Origin of the sequence: Azospirillum sp. 11R-A (genome assembly GCF_049472615.1) — a bacterium.
GTDB lineage: Bacteria > Pseudomonadota > Alphaproteobacteria > Azospirillales > Azospirillaceae > Azospirillum > Azospirillum palustre.
The window spans coordinates 130,204-146,928 of record NZ_JBCEBL010000019.1 but is presented as its reverse complement, the minus strand read 5'-3'; the positions used below and the strand labels follow the sequence as shown (position 1 = coordinate 146,928).

The 16,725-nt window shown below is 68.0% G+C and carries 15 protein-coding genes; 4 read left to right on the top strand and 11 right to left on the bottom strand.

The genetic code is table 11. From position 1 onward, the window contains the following. Nucleotides 1-304: 304 nt before the first annotated feature. The 7 genes from VH569_RS23455 to VH569_RS23425 form a co-directional block, all read right to left on the bottom strand. Nucleotides 305-1,069 carry a helix-turn-helix domain-containing protein gene (locus VH569_RS23455; protein WP_423318374.1) on the bottom strand — a complete coding sequence of 255 codons (765 nt, stop codon included), beginning with the start codon at nucleotides 1,067-1,069 and terminating at the stop codon, nucleotides 305-307. A gap of 140 nt (nucleotides 1,070-1,209) precedes the next feature. Further along, nucleotides 1,210-1,650, bottom strand: a complete 441-nt coding sequence (locus tag VH569_RS23450; protein ID WP_247879936.1) for a response regulator transcription factor — start codon at nucleotides 1,648-1,650, stop codon at nucleotides 1,210-1,212. 124 nt (nucleotides 1,651-1,774) lie between these two features. Further along, nucleotides 1,775-2,473 carry a response regulator transcription factor gene (locus VH569_RS23445; protein ID WP_423318371.1) on the bottom strand — a complete coding sequence of 233 codons (699 nt, stop codon included), beginning with the start codon at nucleotides 2,471-2,473 and terminating at the stop codon, nucleotides 1,775-1,777. Then, complete coding sequence (locus tag VH569_RS23440) at nucleotides 2,463-4,067, bottom strand: PAS domain-containing sensor histidine kinase (protein ID WP_423318369.1); 1,605 nt, start codon at nucleotides 4,065-4,067, stop codon at nucleotides 2,463-2,465. Before VH569_RS23440 ends, VH569_RS23445 begins: the two co-directional genes overlap by 11 nt. Before the next feature lie 86 nt (nucleotides 4,068-4,153). Then, the gene (locus tag VH569_RS23435; protein ID WP_423318367.1) at nucleotides 4,154-5,230 is read right to left on the bottom strand and encodes a UV damage endonuclease UvsE; all 1,077 of its coding nucleotides are present in this window, start codon (nucleotides 5,228-5,230) and stop codon (nucleotides 4,154-4,156) included. A gap of 82 nt (nucleotides 5,231-5,312) precedes the next feature. Continuing rightward, a complete protein-coding gene (locus VH569_RS23430) occupies nucleotides 5,313-6,002 on the bottom strand; it encodes a hypothetical protein (protein ID WP_423318365.1) in 690 nt (229 codons plus the stop codon). Between the two features lie 11 nt (nucleotides 6,003-6,013). After that, nucleotides 6,014-6,889, bottom strand: coding sequence for a helix-turn-helix domain-containing protein (locus VH569_RS23425; RefSeq protein ID WP_423318363.1), 876 nt, complete (start codon nucleotides 6,887-6,889; stop codon nucleotides 6,014-6,016). A 923-nt stretch (nucleotides 6,890-7,812) separates the two neighbouring features. On the opposite strand from VH569_RS23425, the gene VH569_RS23420 reads away from it, so the two are divergent. Then, nucleotides 7,813-9,003, top strand: coding sequence for a plasmid replication protein (locus tag VH569_RS23420; protein WP_423318361.1), 1,191 nt, complete (start codon nucleotides 7,813-7,815; stop codon nucleotides 9,001-9,003). 112 nt (nucleotides 9,004-9,115) lie between these two features. Here VH569_RS23420 and VH569_RS23415 read toward each other — a convergent pair whose 3' ends face one another. Next, the gene (locus VH569_RS23415; protein WP_423318359.1) at nucleotides 9,116-9,526 is read right to left on the bottom strand and encodes a hypothetical protein; all 411 of its coding nucleotides are present in this window, start codon (nucleotides 9,524-9,526) and stop codon (nucleotides 9,116-9,118) included. Nucleotides 9,527-9,844: 318 nt separating this feature from the next. Between VH569_RS23415 and VH569_RS23410 the strand changes: the two genes are divergently transcribed. The 3 genes from VH569_RS23410 to VH569_RS23400 all read left to right on the top strand — a co-directional run bounded on the left by VH569_RS23410 (nucleotide 9,845) and on the right by VH569_RS23400 (nucleotide 13,380). Continuing rightward, nucleotides 9,845-10,405: a sugar O-acetyltransferase gene (locus VH569_RS23410; protein ID WP_423318357.1), complete on the top strand. Its 561-nt coding sequence runs from the start codon at nucleotides 9,845-9,847 to the stop codon at nucleotides 10,403-10,405. 441 nt (nucleotides 10,406-10,846) lie between these two features. Next, nucleotides 10,847-12,211, top strand: a complete 1,365-nt coding sequence (locus tag VH569_RS23405; RefSeq protein WP_423318355.1) for a hypothetical protein — start codon at nucleotides 10,847-10,849, stop codon at nucleotides 12,209-12,211. A gap of 47 nt (nucleotides 12,212-12,258) precedes the next feature. After that, complete coding sequence (locus VH569_RS23400; protein WP_423318353.1) at nucleotides 12,259-13,380, top strand: TAXI family TRAP transporter solute-binding subunit; 1,122 nt, start codon at nucleotides 12,259-12,261, stop codon at nucleotides 13,378-13,380. Between the two features lie 47 nt (nucleotides 13,381-13,427). On the opposite strand, the gene VH569_RS23395 is transcribed toward VH569_RS23400, so the two are convergent. The 3 genes from VH569_RS23395 to xylF are packed head-to-tail and all read right to left on the bottom strand — an operon-like array spanning nucleotide 13,428 to nucleotide 16,602. Further along, the gene (locus VH569_RS23395; protein WP_423318351.1) at nucleotides 13,428-14,225 is read right to left on the bottom strand and encodes an ATP-binding cassette domain-containing protein; all 798 of its coding nucleotides are present in this window, start codon (nucleotides 14,223-14,225) and stop codon (nucleotides 13,428-13,430) included. Continuing rightward, nucleotides 14,222-15,544 (bottom strand): sugar ABC transporter permease, encoded by a 1,323-nt coding sequence (locus tag VH569_RS23390; protein ID WP_423318349.1) that lies wholly within the window; start codon nucleotides 15,542-15,544, stop codon nucleotides 14,222-14,224. Before VH569_RS23390 ends, VH569_RS23395 begins: the two co-directional genes overlap by 4 nt. Beyond that, nucleotides 15,544-16,602, bottom strand: coding sequence for a D-xylose ABC transporter substrate-binding protein (gene xylF / locus VH569_RS23385; protein ID WP_377805636.1), 1,059 nt, complete (start codon nucleotides 16,600-16,602; stop codon nucleotides 15,544-15,546). Before xylF ends, VH569_RS23390 begins: the two co-directional genes overlap by 1 nt. Between the last annotated feature and the right edge of the window lie 123 nt (nucleotides 16,603-16,725).

The window sequence follows — 16,725 nt, the reverse complement described above, 5'->3', positions numbered from 1 at the left end:
GCGGGATGCGGGCGTTGGCGGCGGCCAGCGCCGCGCTGCGGAAGATCAGGTCGACCTTCTCCTGCGGGTAGTCGGCGAAGCGCGCCTGCGCCGCCTTCACCCGCGCGATCAGGGCGTTCAGGTCGGAAAGGGTTTTAACGGTCATGGTCATCATCCACTTGCTGTCCGCGGCCCGTGCGATGACGCCGTCGCGGTGATGTGGGGGAAGGGCGCCGTCCGGGCGCGCCGCCGCGCTCCGGGACGCTCAAAAATCATTTGGAGCGCCCGATGTTCGGCCAGATTTTTTAAAAGGATGCGGTGGGGGTCAGAAGCCGCCGGCGAGGTCGGCCAGGGCGTCGCGGTCCAGCAGGTCCAGCTTGCCGCCGACCAGGATGCGGATCAGGCGGCTCGACTTCAGCTTGGTCAGGGTGCGCGACACGGTTTCGGTGGTCAGGCCGAGATGGTCGGCGATGTCGCTGCGGCCCATCGGCAGGTCGATGGTGCGATCATCTCCCTTGCCATCCCCCTTGCCGCCGCACTTGCGGTCGCTGAGGCGCAGCAGGAAGGTGGCGACCTTCTCGGCGGCGGTCTTGCGGCCGAGCAGAACCATCTGGTCCTGCGCCGCCATCAGCTCCGAGGTGGTGGCCGACAGCAGCTTGCGGGCGAAGGCCGGCTGGGCATCCATCAGGGCGTCCAGCTCCAGGCGCGGGATGCGCTGGATGGTGGTCGCCGTCACGGTTTCGGCGGTGTAGAGATACTGGGCGGCGAAGGCCAGACCCATCATGTCGCCGGCCTGCAGGAAGCCGATGATCTGGCGGCGGCCGTCGGGCAGCATCTTGTAGAGCCGGACCATGCCGCTCATCACCCGGAACACCGAACCGGCGGCATCGCCCTCGGTGAAGACCGTGGTCTCACGCTCGTAGACCTTGGCGTGGCCCAGGCTGGCGAGCGGGTCGGCGGGGTTGCGCGGCTGGATGGCGGCGCCGACACCTGCGCCCAGGCCGGCGCTCGGCGTCATCGCCAGGGCGGAGACCAGGTAACCAGGGACGGCGCGGTTGGCGTGAGCGGCAATGGCGGCGTGCGTGGACATGGTGACCTCGGCCTTGACGGTGCGATGCGGTCCGGCTGGTCCGGTGTGCATCCGATGGCCCGAAGCTAACTTTCCCCTGCCGGCCTGTGCAGTTCGGTGATGTACCTAAGGAAGTTTGCGTACGTAAGTGTACCTACATATCAGGCGGCGGCCGGCATCAGGCCGTTCAGCATGTCGATCAGCTGGTCCTCGTCGAACGGCTTCTCCAGCACGGCGATGACACCGGCCTCGCGGGCACGGGCGAAGGTGGCGGGGTCGCCGCGGCCGGACACCATGATGACCGGCATGCCGTGCAGGTCGCCGCGATGGCGCTCCAGGAATTCCAGCCCGCTCATCACCGGCATGTGCAGGTCGAGAACGAGGCAGCCCTTGGGGTTTCCGTCGTAGCGGTCGAGAAATTCGCGGCAGGACGAGAAGTCCCGCACATCGAAGGAAAAGGCTTCCAGCAGCGCTTTCAGCGAGTCGCGGACCGGCTCATCGTCATCGACGATGTGGACGATGCCGGCACCCGGCATCCCGCCGGACACGCTGCCTGGCCCGCTGCCGGGCTCGTTGCCCGACTCATTGCCCAGGCGATCCATGACGGCCTCCGAACTTCCATAACAGACAAACGGCGCCGACGGTGCGGCGCGTCATGGAAGATAAAAGGAGGCCGGGAGCGCCGATATACGGAGCAATGCGTATGCGGCGCGCTTTTGATGCAGATCAGCCCCCGCCGGGCACGACACCGGCGGCAATCGCCATGCGGACCAGGGTGGGCAGGCTGTCGGCCTGCATCTTCTCCATCACCCGCGCGCGGTGGATTTCCACGGTGCGCGGGCTGATCGACAGCTCGAAGGCGATGACCTTGTTCGACTTTCCGGCCACCAGCCAGCGCAGCACGTCGAGTTCGCGCGGCGTCAGGGCCGACAGGCGGGCCAGCACCTCGGGCGGGGCGGAGGCGGCGGGCGGGGGAGCCGGCTGTTCCGGGACGGCGACCGGCGGGGGATCCTGTGCCGTCCGGCTGTCCGCCGCGCGGGCCAGGGCGGAGCGGACGGCGGCGAGCAGCGCCTCCTCCTCGAACGGCTTCTCGACGAAGTCGACCGCGCCGGCCTTCATGGCGCGGACGGCGAGCGGCACGTCGCCATGGCCGGTCATCACCACCACCGGGATGGCGTGGCCGTCGCGGGTCAGCCGTTCCTGCACGTCGAGGCCGCTCATCTGCGGCATGCGGACATCGACCAGCAGGCAGCCCGGCCGCGACGGCGCATCGGACTCCAGGAAGCCCAGCGGGGTGTCGAAGCTTTCCGCCCGGAAGCCGGCGCATTCCAGCAGGATTTGGAGGGAATCGCGGATGGCGTCGTCGTCGTCGACGATGAAGACGGTGAGGTCGGCGGTCATGTCGGATACGGCGTCAGCTGGCATCGTCGGCATCCGATGCGGACAGGGAAGTCGAAAGGGGAACGGTGAAGGCGAAGCTGGCGCCGGTGGATGGCGGCTCGGCCGGCGATTCGGTGGGCAAATCGGCAGCCGGCTCCAGCCACAGGCGGCCGCCATGGGCTTCGATGATCGAACGGCAGATCGACAGGCCCAGCCCCATGCCGCTGCTCTTGGTGGTGACGAAGGGCTGGAACAGCTGGGCGCGCACCGTCTCCGGCACGCCGGGGCCGCTGTCGGTGACGGAGACGCGGCGGAAAGCCTCGTCCGCCGGCTCGGGGCCGGTGCGGACGGTCAGCACCCGCTGTCCGCCCGGCGCGCCGCCCATCGCCTCGATGGCGTTGCGGACGAGGTTGAGGATCACCTGCTGGACCTGCACCTTGTCGATCAGCACCTGCGGGTCGGCCGGTTCGAAATCGAAGCGCACATGCAGGCCGCGATCCTTGGCGCCGACGAGGGCGAGCGCGCTCGCCTCCTCCACCACCTTGTTGAGGGATTCGACGGAACGGTGGGTCTTGCCCTTCTCGATGAAGCTGCGCAGGTGGCGGATGATCTGGCCGGCGCGGGTGGCCTGGGCGCTCGCCTTGTCGACCATGTCCATCGCCTTGGACACCGTTTCCGGGCGTTCCATCAGCCGCTTGGCGGCCTTGGCGTAGTTGATGACGGCGGTCAGCGGCTGGTTCAGCTCGTGGGCCAGCGTCGAGGCCATCTGGCCCATGGCGCTGACCCGGCTGACATGCAGAAGCTCCGACTGGAGTTCCTGCAAGCGCCGCTCGGTGGCCTGCCGCTCGGTCAGGTCGCGGACGAAGCCGGTGAAGCAGCGCCGGCCGGCGAGCAGCACCTCCCCCACCGCCAGCTCCATCGGGAAGACCGAGCCGTCGCGCCGCTGGCCCGACACGATGCGGCCGATGCCGATGATCCGGCGCTCTCCGGTCCGCCCGTAGCGCTCCAGATAGCCGTCATGCTGCTCGCGGTAGGGGGACGGCATCAGCATGCTGATGTTGCGCCCGGCCACCTCCGCCGCCGCATAGCCGAACAGCCGTTCGGCCGCCGGGCTGAAGGATTCGATCAGCCCCTTTTCGTCGATGACGATGATCGCTTCCGGCACCGTCTGGAGGATCGAGGCCAGTCGCGCCTCGCGCTCGCGCAGCGCGGTCTCGGCCTGCCGGGAGGCGGTCAGGTCGCGGATGATGCCGATATAGACCGGCGGGCCGTCCTGGCTCGCCTCCCCCACCGACAGATCCATCGGGAAGCAGGAGCCGTCCTTGCGTTGCCCGGTCACCTCGCGGCCGATGCCGATGATCCGGCGCTCTCCGGTGCGGTGATAGCGCTCCAGATAGCCGTCATGCTCCTCGCGGTAGGGGGCGGGCATCAGGATGTTGACGTTGCGGCCGACCACCTCCGCCGCGGCCCAGCCGAACAGCCGTTCGCAGGCGGGATTGAACGACGTGATCCGGCCGCGGTCGTCGATGATGACGACCCCGTCGGGCACGGTGTCCAGCATCGCCTGCAACTGCGACAGAGCACCCAGGTTCTGGTCCTGGTCATCGGCCCGGTTATCATCCCGGCTATCGTCCGCCACGTCCCACCCTCGACCTCTCGTCCTTCGTCGGCAACAGAGTAGTTGAGTGCAACCGTGGGTCAAGACCGGCGATCGGGGGCCGGTGATCAGGGGCCGGCGGAGGCCGGGGCGGAGATGGCGCCGCTCAGCAGGGCGTCCTGCTCCAGATCGTCGACGGCGAGGTTCTTGGCCTTGGCCTCCACCTCGAAATCGGCCCAGGAGAGATGCTCCGCCACCAGCCGGTTGACGGCGTGGTTCCACATGCGCTGCGAATGCGCCCGCAGATCCCTGGTCGTCAGCCCGCGCGCCGCCAGGGCGGCATAGTCCGGCAGGCTGTCGGCCGGCCAGCCGGCCAGCAGATCCTCACGCGACACGCTGATGTGGGCGACCGGCCGCACCCCGCGCCAGGAGCCGGCGACCACGGCGATGCGCGGATCGTCGGGACGCAGATACTCACCCTGGGTGCGGACCCAATGGTGGTGAAGGTCGAGCACGATGGGCACCGTATCGGCCAGCGGCAGCAAATCGTCCAGGCCGAAGGACATCTCGTCGTTCTCGACCGTCAGCAGGTTGCGCGCCTCCTCCGACAGCAGGGCATAGCCGCGGCGGAAGCCGGCGATCCCCTCGCCGCGCCCGCCGCCATGGATGTTGACGTGCGCACCCCGCGGGTGCCAGCCGCCGGTCAGCCCCATCGTCCGCAGGATGTCGGCATGGTACTCCAGCTCCGCCACGGAATTGTCGAGGGTGGAGGGATTGGCGCTGTTCAGCACGCAATACTGGTCCGGGTGCAGCCCGATGCGGATGTCCGCCGCCATCGCCTTGCGGCCGGCATGCTCCAGCCCGTTCCGCACCAGCGCCTGGACGCCGGGCTGGCGGTAGAGCGGCCGTCCGACCTCGTGCGTGTAGGCCGGCAGCAGCCCGCTGTTGACGCGCAGCAGGCGGCGGTAGGCCGGATGCCGGGCGACCTCGTCCAGCTGCAGATGCAGGGCCTGGAGGTTGCGGCGCAGGACCTCCGTCAGCTTTTCCTCGGCACGGGCCGGGCTCAGCCTGCTCAACGTCGCGATGGTGACGGTGCCTGGATTCATGCGCTTGGCAAGTCCGGCATCGCCATCGGGCGGAACATACTGGCAGCACCAGCCGAAACGGGCGGCGGACGGCGGCATCGGAGCGGAGGTGTCGGGCATCGGTCGGCATGAGGAAGCGGACGGGCCGCTTAATATGGACCGCGGGTCCAGCGCTTCCACCGCAGGCCGATTGCGGCCGGCTTTATCCCATGCGGCGCAGCGCTCCCGTCGCCAGTGTCCGCGGATCCTGGGCCTGCGGATTCGGGGCCCGCGGATCCGGGGCCGCCGCTCCGCACGGTACAGCGTCGGCAAGGGCTTGCAGCCGGTCGGCCAGGGCGCGTTCCGGGGCGCAGAGCTCCTCGCACAGGGCGCGCATCTCGGCGATGGAGGGGCGCCATTTCCGGCTGCGGCGCCAGTGGCGGGCGGCGGCGTCGATCACCCAGGCCGGGTATTCCCCCAGATCCTCGGCCCAGTCGAGCGCCATCATCCGCTCGACCTCGGGCGACAGACCCTTGGCCGGGAAATGGCTGAGCAGGGTCAGCACGCGGCCGAGCAGATGGTCGCAATCGGCCGGGGCCAGCACGGTCCCGGACAGCTCCTCCAGGGTCTGGCGGGCAAGCGACGCCTGCGCGGCGGTGACGCCTGCCGGGGGAAACCACTGTTCGATCATGCCGTCGAAGCCATCCTCGCCGAAGCGCGGGCGCCGGTCGGTGCGGCCCTGGGCCAGCAGTTCCTGAAGCGGCGGCGGCAGCGCGGCGGTCAGCCGGATCCGGCGCTGGGGCGCAGGCAGGGTCGGGTCGAAGGCGGCGGCCGGCGACGTTGGAAGGTGGGGCCGCGACAAAGCGGTGACGGTCGCCCTGCCGGGGGCGGCCCTTCTGGATCCTGCGGTCATCGGTCGTCCCTTCATCGCCAAGCGGGAGCGGTGGTGGAGCGCCGGCGCAGTTCGTCGGCGGCTGCACTCCAGGCACCGAGGCGCTGTTCGGTCATGACGGATTTGTGGGCGGGTGCGGCGAAGGCCGGGCGGTTGCCGGAGAGGATGGGAGCCTTGCCGACGGCGGCGTCCTGCGACAGCCATGCCCTCCAGGCGGAGGAGACGTCGCGGTACCGGTAGCCATGGGCCCGGCAGCGCAGGATGAAGCCCTCGACATGGCGGCCGAGGTCGATCTCGGCATGGCGGGCCCTGGCCCAGGCGAGATCGTCGGCGGTCGGCATCCAGCCTTCCGGAACCTCCTGCGGTCGTGACTGAGCGCCCGCTTCCGTGCCCGCCTGTGTCCCCGTGTGCTCGCCCGAAGCGAGCGAGTCCGGAATCTGTTTGAATTGAACCTGTTCCTGACTCGCCGGCGGACAGGGGATGTGCGTGGCGGAGTCATCCCTGTCGGCCGCCGGAACAGGGCGATGTTCGGCGGCGGCATCCCGCTGTTCCGTATCCGGCCCGCTGCCGTCCAGCGGGGTGAAGCGCAGGCGGTAGAGGCAGGACAGGCGGGCGCCATCGCGGCCGCGGCGATGTTCGATGCCGACCAGCCCGAGGTCGCTCAATGCCTGGATGATGCGGTTGACGGTCGGGCGCGACCGCTTGAGCTTGGCGGCCAGCGTCGATTGCGACGGCCAGCACAGGCCGCTGTCGTCGGCGAAGGTGGCGAGCGCCGCCAGGACGGCGAAACCGTCGGCCTCCAAGCCGGGATGGTCGAGCCACCAGGCGGGAATCCGGCCCCATCGGCGCGTGTCGAGAGGGTGCCCGTCGGATGGGGGCGATGTGGATGGCGACGATTTGGGCGACATGGGGAAACTCCGCAAGACATGGGAAACGGCCGGCGGCCAGCGGGTGAGGCTGCCGGATGGCCGGTGAACTTGCGGGCAAGGATTCCGCCGGTCGTGCCGGCCGTCGAATCGCGGGCAAATGGGACAGAGTCGTTTGTGTCCCGTTGGCCCGCGATTCTGTCCCATCGACCCGCGACCCTGTCGCCTTTGCCCGCGGTTCGGTCGGCTTTGGTCGCGCTAGCGCTGCGAATCGGATCCGATCCCGTTTGCCCGCGCTTCGCTGGATTCGCGCCGCCGGTCCCCTGGACAGGTTGTCCCACTTGCTCGCGGTTCGGAGGGCGGACTGTCGTTGGGCTGAGCTTGCGGGGCGGGGGCGGCGTGCTGTTCCCTCTTGTGGAGCAGGATGCGATATAAGCTATTGCGATTGTTAGATAAAATCCATGGTGATGTGATTGGTCAGGGGGATTTCCCGCGCGCTCTCCCGAGAATCCTCGCCTTGCGTCCCCCTCACCCTGCCCCTCTCCCCAGGGGGGAGAGGGGATTCGGTTCCATTGGGTCCCATTTGCCCGCGGTTGGGCGGTCCGTCACACGCTGGGCGGCCCGGCTTGTGTCCTGAATGCTCGCGTTTGGCGTCCGCCGTGTCCGGGACTGTCCCATTTGCCCGCGTTTCATCGCCGTGGTGCGGCGGAATCGGCGAACCCGAGTCTGTGTCCCGAATGCCCGCGCTTCGTCGTTCCGCCCGCGATTCGCGCTGGGCGGGGCCGATCCGGCGGCGTTGGGCGGGAGCGCTCCGGTCCAACCGCGGGCATTCGGGACACAGGCGCGGCCAATTCCTACACAAGCGCGGCCAAATGGGACACAGGCCTCGGGCTTCAGTCCTCTCCGCCGGTTGCCTCCATCCGATGCCAGCCCCTATCGTGGCCTGTGGCGAGGAGGGATGAGGCATGAGCAAGGCGAACGCGGTCCAGCTGACTCTGTTCGAGATGGAGGATCGCAGTCAGTCCCATATGATCGCGCTTTACGACACGGCACCGCGATTCGTGTTCGTGTCGAAAGGCCGGGGGACCGAGCCGGAGCTGCCGGCCGCCAACGCGTTCGTCCAGTCGGTCCACAAGGAGTTTCCCTTCAAGGACGCCCTGTTCTCGCTGACCTTGCAGCCCGCCCGCATCTACCGCCCGGCCAAGCCCGGCCCCGGCGAGGATCCGGCGGAAAAGCGCATGGTCGAGTATGAGGTGTTCCCGTCGGAGCGCGAGCAGATCGTCGAGCAGGTGGTGCGCCGCCTCGCCATGGACCGCTCGCGCCTGTCGCTGATGGGCGACAAGCAGGACCGCGTCCGCGTCCATTTCTCGCTCTACGAAATCCGGCGGGAGCTGCGTGCGGTCAACCGCACCATGGACACGGCGGAAATCCGCGAGGCGCTGGAAATCCTCGCCCGTACCCGGATGATCATCAGCAAGATGCCGGAGAACGGCCGCAAGTCGGCGCGGCCGGTGCTGGAATCCTCGGTCTTCCCCACCCTCTACATCCGGCCGCGCACCGGCGAGGGCGGCGAGGAGGACGAGAACGACACCTATCTGGAGTTCAACGCGCTGGTCGCCTCGGCGATCCGCAACCTGGAATTCAAGCCGATCTCCTACCAGTGGATCATGCGGCTGAAGAGCCCGGTGGCGCGCTGGCTCTACAACCGGTTGTCCATCGAATATGGCGACCTCGACCTCAGCCGCCTGCCGGACGGCGTTCACGATGTGCCGCCGATGACGCTGTCGGCCGACGACATCATCAACAACAGCGGCATGAACGAGTGGAGCCGGCGGCGCGACACGTTGCGCACCGTGACCTCCGCCGTCGATTCGCTGGTCGAGGAAGGCATCCTCGATCAGGTCGAGAAGACGGTGTCCAAGGATGGCCGGCGCATCAACGACATCGAATACATCATGATGCCGAGCCAGAAATTCCTCGATCAGGTCCGCCGCGGCAACGTCGTGCAGGAGGTGAACGCCGCCACCTTCCGCGCCATCGCCGGCAGCGACGAACGACCGAAGGAGTTCCTGCCGATCTCCCCCGGCCAGAGCGTCGAGCTGCGCCGCCGCCGCAGCTCGCTGCTGGGTGCGCGCAGCGGCCAGGGCGAAGGCTGACGCTGTCGAGCGTAAAGCCTGACGCATCGGGCTTTACGCTTGCCCTCGATCGGCGGGCGCGTCCGTCCGGCCGCTTGCCGCCCTATGCAAGTGACCAGAAACGATTGAGCAGTTACTGGCAAGTCGCCTGATATTTCGGTGTGCTCGTGCCGATGTTGAGGGCATAGGCGTGGCAGGTTTTGGTCCACTTGTTGTCTTTGTAGATTCTGACGGTAATGTGATAATAGGTCTGGTCGAGCGTCGTGCTGCCGCCCTTGTGCCACCATTTGGTAATGCCTAGGTCGGTCTTCGCGACGCTGTTGTAGCCATTCTTGATCGACTCGTCCGCCGATTGCTGCAGCGCCATTTGGACGGTGATCGTTGTATCGGGTGCGGTCAGCGCCAATTGCGTCGCCGTGATCGGAGTATAATTATCGCAGTTGGTTTCGGAGGCGCAGACATAAGTCGCCGCCGACGCCGCGGTTGCGAACAGACCCGACAGGCCGGCGGCAAAAGCGAACGCCAGAACAAACCGTTTTTTCATTGCTCAATCCTCCTGCACGTGACCGGGGAGCGTAGACACGCGCACTCGCCCGTGAGGTTGAATTAATGCGCGTATGAGGATCACGTTAATTGCGCATAAGGTTGTTCTCAAGAGAAAGATACATTTTTAAGGACATAATTATGAGATACATACAAGTATAAGTTTGTCGCGCCTTGCGAGGATGGCGCACACCAGGGCGCGCCATGTGCGGGGTGCCGGTCATCCTCAAGCGTCGGCGCATGGCCGTTCGACATCTGCTCTAATCGCCCGGCCCCCGGCGGACAACCGCTGGCGGGCCTGCGACTTGGGAGATGAGCGATGCAGACGTCCGATGGACGCAGCGAAAAGGAAAAGATGCTGGCCGGCGATCTCTATGACGCCTCGGCCCCGGAAATCCAGGCGGATCAGGTCGCCGCCAAGGAGTGGATGGTCCGCTACAACGCCGCACTCGCCCTGCCTGCCGGCGACCGGCGCACGCTGCTGCTGGAGCGGTTCGCCGCGGTGGGCGAGGGAGCGGTCATCCGCCCGCCCTTCCACTGCGATTACGGTTACAACATCAGCCTCGGCGCCGGGGTTTTCCTCAACTTCAACTGCGTCATCCTGGACGTCGTCGCGGTGACCATCGGCGACAAGACGCAGATCGGGCCGGGCGTCCAAATCCTGACCGCCGACCACCCGCGCGATTTCGCCACCCGCGAGGCCGGGCTGGAGTTCGGGCGGCCCATCCACATCGGCCGCAATGTCTGGATCGGCGGCGCTGCGCTGATCCTGCCGGGCGTCACCATCGGCGACGACGCCATCGTCGGTGCCGGAAGCGTGGTGACGCGCGACGTGCCGGCCGGCGCCACGGTGATGGGAAACCCGGCCAGGGTGCGCTGAGCCGCCTTTCGCTTTTTCATCACTTCACAAGACGGGGTGCGGCCACGACCGGTGGTGGCACCCCGTTCCGGCGGTGGATGCTGCGGCCGGGTTCGGAACCTCTCCGCCCGATGCGGATCCGAAGATTACGAAGTAATCCTCCCTTTGCCGCAAAACGGGAAACGCCCTCTACGGGATGGTTGTTTTTCTTTGGTTGTCACTTAAAATAAAACGATCCCGAGAGATCGGTAAGATAACAAATAATTCGAAACAATCGACGGCGTAAAACATCGCCGCATGTCTTTCAAAAGTCCCGGATTCGATCTGCCGGCGAGGCGGGTTTTTGAGGGATTTTGTCTGGGAGGATACCACATGCGCGAGACGCAGCCCCGTTTTCTGCGCCGTTTCCTATCCCATGCCGATTTTCTGCATCGCCGCCGTGGACGGGAGGCCGGGCAGTCCTTGCTCCCGGGCTCCGGCAGCGTCCGCCCCTGCTTCGCCGTGCTGACGGTTCTGGCGCTGCCGATGCAACTTGATGGGGTGACCGGGCGGCTCGACGGCTGTTGCCTGCTGGCGGCCGGGGAGGCGCCGGGCGAGGATGGCGGGGCCGACAGCACGCTCGACTCCTGGCTTGTCGTGCGCGAGAAGCCGCATGGCAACAACGCCCGGCAGGTCGACACCGTCGCCACCCACACGACGGTGCTGCCGAAATCCGGCGAGGCGGCGACCGACTGGCGGCTGATGCCCTTCGTCGCCGCTCAGACGTCGGGCGGCGTGCCGGGGCAGCCGATCCCGCTGTCCATCGTCGTCACCTCTCCCTACGGCCAGCCGAACCCGCAATATGAGGCGGTCACCTTCGTCCTGATCGACAATCTGCCGGACGGTGCCAGCCTGTCGCGGGGCCAGCGGAGCGGCGACGGGGCCTGGAAGGTGCCGCAGGAGGACCTGTCCGACCTGACCCTGAGCGTGCCGCCCGAAATTGCCGCTCCGTTGACGCTGCACATCACGGCGGTGACCGATCACGGCGGCGGCGTTGTCGCCAGACAGGCGGTGACGCTGGCGGTGCCGATTGCCGAAGCTGTTGCGGTCGCCGATGCAGCCGCCGACTCTGCCGCCAACCCTCCGGCGCAGGGGGGCTCGTCGCAGGGAGACCCGGCGCAGGTCGTGGAGGCGGCGGTAAAGCCGGACATGGCGGAACCGGCGGTGTCCGGAAGCTCCTCCCCGCCTGTACCGCCGGAGCCGCCGCAAAGCGAACCGGAGGTCGTCGAGGCACCGGCCAGTCTGCCAGCCGACCCACCGGCCACCCCGGTGCCGGAGCAGCAAGCCGCTTCTGCCGCTCCGCCGGCCGACCCGCCGGCCGAGGCCCCGGCAGCCGTTCAGCCGCCGCCGGAGCCGCAGATCGCCGCCAAGGCTGCTCCCCCGCCGGCCACCGTCGCCCTCGCCGCCGTTCCGGCGGTGGCCGCTCCTCCACCGGAGCCGCCGCGGGCGGAGAAGCGGGAAGAGGTGGTGCACAAACCGGCCAAGCTGCCGTCCAACATTCCGGAGGCGGCGCTGATGAAGCGGGGCGACGACCTGTTCGCCCAGGGCGATCTGGCGGGCGCGCGGCTCTATTACCAGATGGTCGCCGAAACCGGGAATGCGAAGGCGGCCCTCGCGCTCGGCCGGACCCACGACCCGCTGGTGCATGAGCGGCTGCATGTCCGCGGCTTGGCCCCCGATCCGGAGCAGGCCGCCGCATGGTACCGGCGGGCGGTCGCCGCCGGCAGCGGGGATGCCGAACAGCAACTGAAGAAACTGACCGACTGGCTCGCCGGAAAATCGCGATAGTTGGGGTCCAGATAACCGGCGGCAGCCATCGAGGGGGGAAAAGCATCATGAAGGCATCGTTGGTCCGTTTGCTGGCGCTTGGCCGCATGCTTGCGGTGGGGGGCTGCATCGCCGGCGGAGTGCTCGGCCTCGCCGGCACGGCGTCGGCCACCGATCCGCGCGGCGTCAATGCCAACAGCGGCACCGTCGGCATCGTGTCGGGCGGGGTCGAGGGCACCTATGTGCGCATCGCCGCCGATCTGGCGTCGGTGCTGGACGACGGCGACACGCTGCGCGTCCTCCCCATGCTGGGCAAGGGCTCGATCCAGAACCTGAAGGACGTGGTGTTGCTGAAGGGGATCGATGTCGGCATCGTGCAGTCCGACGTGCTGGCCTATGCCAAGCGCGAACGGCTCCTGCCCAACCTCGACCGGCGCATCAAATACATCGCCAAGCTCTACAACGAGGAACTGCACATCCTCGCCGGGCCCGACGTGACGCGGATCGAGGATCTGGCCGGCCGCAAGGTCAATGTCGATGTCCAGGGAAGCGGGACCTCGATGACCGCCTCGCTGGTCTTCGACATGCTGGGCATCAAGGTGGAGCCGCAGGCGAACGACCAGGCGCTGGCTTTGGAAAAGCTGCGCAAGGGGGAGATCGCGGCGATGGCCTATGTCGCCGGCAAGCCGACCCGGCTGTTCCGCGACCTGAAGGCGGGGGACGGGCTGCATTTCCTGTCGGTCCCGATGAGCGCCGCGCTGCTCGACACCTATCTGCCCTCACGCCTGACCAGTGCCGACTATGACGGGCTGATCGCGCCCGGCGAGCAGGTCGACACCGTGGCGGTGGGTGCTGTGATGGCGGTCTATGGCTGGGAGCGCGACCTGGAGCGTCACCGCAAGGTCGCCCGCTTCGTCGATGCCTTCTTCAGCAAGTTCGACGAGTTCCTGAAGCCGCCGCGCCATCCGAAATGGAAGGAGGTCAATCTGGCGGCCGACGTGCCGGGCTGGACCCGGTTCGAGCCGGCCGAGCAATGGCTGCGTCAGGCGTCGGCGGCGAAGGAGCCGCAGACCGCCGCCGCCAGGAAGGAGGAGTTCCGCAGCTTCGTCGAGCAGCGCGGGGTGCCGCCCCAGCAGGCGGAGAAGCTGTTCGAGCAGTTCCTGCTGTGGCAGGCGCGCTCGCCGCAATAGGAGGCGATTGGGCGCCTTCCAGCACTTCGGTGGAAGGCGCCCGGAGATCAGGCCGCAGCCCCCGGTCCGGGAACGGCACCGGGCGGGCATTTGCCGAGGATGATCATGCCCAGCACCTCGTCCTGGGTCACGTCGGAGACGCGGGCGGTGCCGACCAGCTTGCCGTTCTTCATCACATGGATGCGGTCGGCCAGATCGAACACGTCGTGGATGTCGTGGGAGATCAGGAAGATGCCGATCCCCTCCTGCTTCAACTGCTTCACCAGCTCGCCGACCTGCCGGGTCTCGGCGGGACCGAGTGCCGCGGTCGGTTCGTCCATGATCAGGACGCGGGCGTCGAAATGGATGGCGCGGGCGATGGCGACCGACTGGCGCTGGCCGCCGGACAGCGCCTTCACCGGCTCCTTGAAGCGGCGGAAATGCGGGTTGAGGCGGCCCATCACCTTGCGCGCCTCCGCCTCCATCGCATGGTCGTCCAGCGTGCCCCAGGCGGTCAGCTTCTCGCGGCCGAGGAAGATGTTGGCGGCGGCATCGACATTGTCGGCCAGAGCCAGCGTCTGGTAGATCGTCTCGATGCCGCAGCGCTTGGCGTCGCGCGGGCTGGCGATGTGGACCGGCTCGCCGTTGACCCGGATCTCGCCATGGTCGGCGGCATAGGCGCCGGACAGGATCTTGATCAGGGTCGACTTGCCGGCGCCGTTGTGGCCGAGCAGCCCGACCACCTCGCCGGGGTAGAGGTCGATGCTGACGCCGTCCACCGCCTTGATGCCGCCGAAGGCGATGGAGACGTCGCGCATCTCCACCAGCGGGGCCGTCGCCGGGACAGCCATCGCAAGCCCGCTCATTTCAACCCCCTGCGATAGAGCGTGTCGACATAGACCGCGGCGACCAGCACGAGGCCGACGACGATGTTCTGCATCGGCGCGTCCACCCCCAGCAGCACCATGCCGGATTGCAGCGACTGCATCACCATGGCGCCGAGCATCGCGCCGAGGATGGTGCCGACGCCGCCGGCCATCGAGGTGCCGCCGATGATCGCCGCGGCGATGACATACAGCTCGTCCAGCGTGCCGTTGGCGTTGGTGGCGGCGTTCAGCCGGGCGGTGGCGATGCAGGCGGACAGGCCGCACAGCGCGCCCATCAGCCCGAACACCATCACCATCACCCGGCGGGTGTTGATGCCCGACAGCTCCGCCGCCTCCGGATTGCCGCCGATGGCGAAGACGTAGCGGCCGAAGCGGGTGCGCCGCGACAGGAAGGTCATCACCACCCCCACCGCCACCGCGATCAGCACCGGGATGGCGAAGCCGTGGGCGACGAAGGGAAGCCCGCCGTCGGTGGAAAGCCCTTGCGCCTCCATCATCCGGCGCACCACCGGGACGGGAAGCGGATAGGCGTTGACCACCAGCACGGCGCCGACGATGGCGGCGGCGACCAGCAGGATCACCACCCCTTCCGCCCAGAGCGGCCGCACGGGAAAGCCGAAGCCGGCTCGCCGCCGCCGCGTCACCAGGATGGCGGCGACCGAGAGCAGGACGGCGGCGATGCCGACCGCCCAGCTCGGCCCGGCGCCGATGGCGCCCTCGAAGCCGCCGCCCAGCCGTTTGAACAGGCCGTCCATCGGCGCCACCGTCTGGCCGGTGGTCACCCACCACGCCGCCCCGCGCCAGACCAGCAGCCCGCCCAGCGTGACGATGAAGGACGACACGCCGAGATAGGCGATGACGGCGCCCTGCACCGCCCCGACCGCCCCGCCGACGGCAACCGCCGCCAGCACCGCAACCACCCAGGTCAGCGGATTGTCGAAGCCCCAGATCTCCGGCAGGATGCGGGCCTGGAGCACGCCGACCACCATGCCGGTGAAGCCCAGGATGGAGCCCACCGACAGGTCGATGTTGCGGGTGACGATGACCAGCACCATGCCCGTCGCCATCACGCCGACGGACGCGGTCTGCACCGACAGGTTCCACAGGTTGCGCGGGGTCAGGAAGGCGCCGCCGGTCAGGATGTCGAAGCCGATCCAGACGATGGCCAGCGCCCCGATCATCCCGACCATGCGGGTGTCCAGCTCCAGCGCGCGCAGGGCGTCGCCGATGCCGGCCCGCCGTCCGGCCGGCGCTTCCGAGGAAGGCGCCGGAGACAGCGTGGTGGACGGCTCCGCCATCAGTTGCAGGCCTTGACGCTGCCGGGCTTCACACCCTGGCAAACCACGTCCTTGGTCACCCAGCCGGCGTCGATCACCTGACCGAGATTGTCCTTGGTGATGGCGATGGGGGTGAGAAACAGCGAGGTCATCTTCTGCTTCTTCGGACCGCCGTCGAAGGTCGTGGCGCCGGAGATGTCGGTCATCTTCTTGCCGCCGGCCAGATCCATGGCGATCTCGGCGGCGCGGCGTCCGAGCTCGCGGGCGTCCTTCCACACCGACACCGTCTGGGTGCCGAGCGCGATGCGGTTCAGCGCCGCCTTGTCGCCGTCCTGGCCCGACACCGGCACGGTCCCGGCCAGCCCCTGCGCCGCCAGCGCGGCCACGGCGCCGCCGGCGGTGCCGTCGTTGGAAGCGACCACGGCATCGACCTTGTTGCCGTTCTTGGTCAGGATCTGCTCCATGTTCTGCTGGGCGATGGCCGGCAGCCACTTGTCGGTGTAGGCCTCGCCGACATTCTTCACGTCGCCGCGGTCGATGGCGGCCTTCAGCACCTCCATCTGGCCGGCGAACAGGAAGTCGGCGTTGGGATCGGTGGAGCTGCCCTTGATGAAGGCGTAGTTGCCCTTGGGCTTCATCGCGAAGACGCTGCGCGCCTGGAGGCGGCCGACCTCCTTGTTGTCGAAGGTGATGTAGAAGGCCGACGGGATTTCGATCAGCCGGTCATAGCCGACGACCGGGATGCCCTCCGCCGCCGCCTTCTCCACCGCCGGGCGGATGGCGTCGCTGTCCTGGGCCAGGATGATCAGCGCGTTGGCGCCGCGGGAGATCAGCGATTCGATGTCCGACAGCTGCTTGGCCGGCGAGGACTGGGCGTCGGCCGACAGGTATTTGCCGCCGGCCTTCTCGATCACGGCCTTGATCGCCGCCTCGTCGGTCTTCCAGCGCTCCTCCTGGAAGTTGGACCAGGACACGCCGACGGTGGTGCCGGCGGCCAGCGCGGCCGTCGAGGTCATAGTGGTGGCGGCGGCCAGCGTCAGGAACAGGCCGGCGGCGGTCGCGGTGAGGCGGTGCTTCATCGTGTTTCCTCCTTATGTGGCCGTCCGGTCGCGGCGGCCTTGTTGATCGACGAGAAGTCTGCCAAATCCCCCTCTCCCCCCTGTTCTCGCGCAAACTCCGTTTGCGCTGTCGCGACAGGCGGA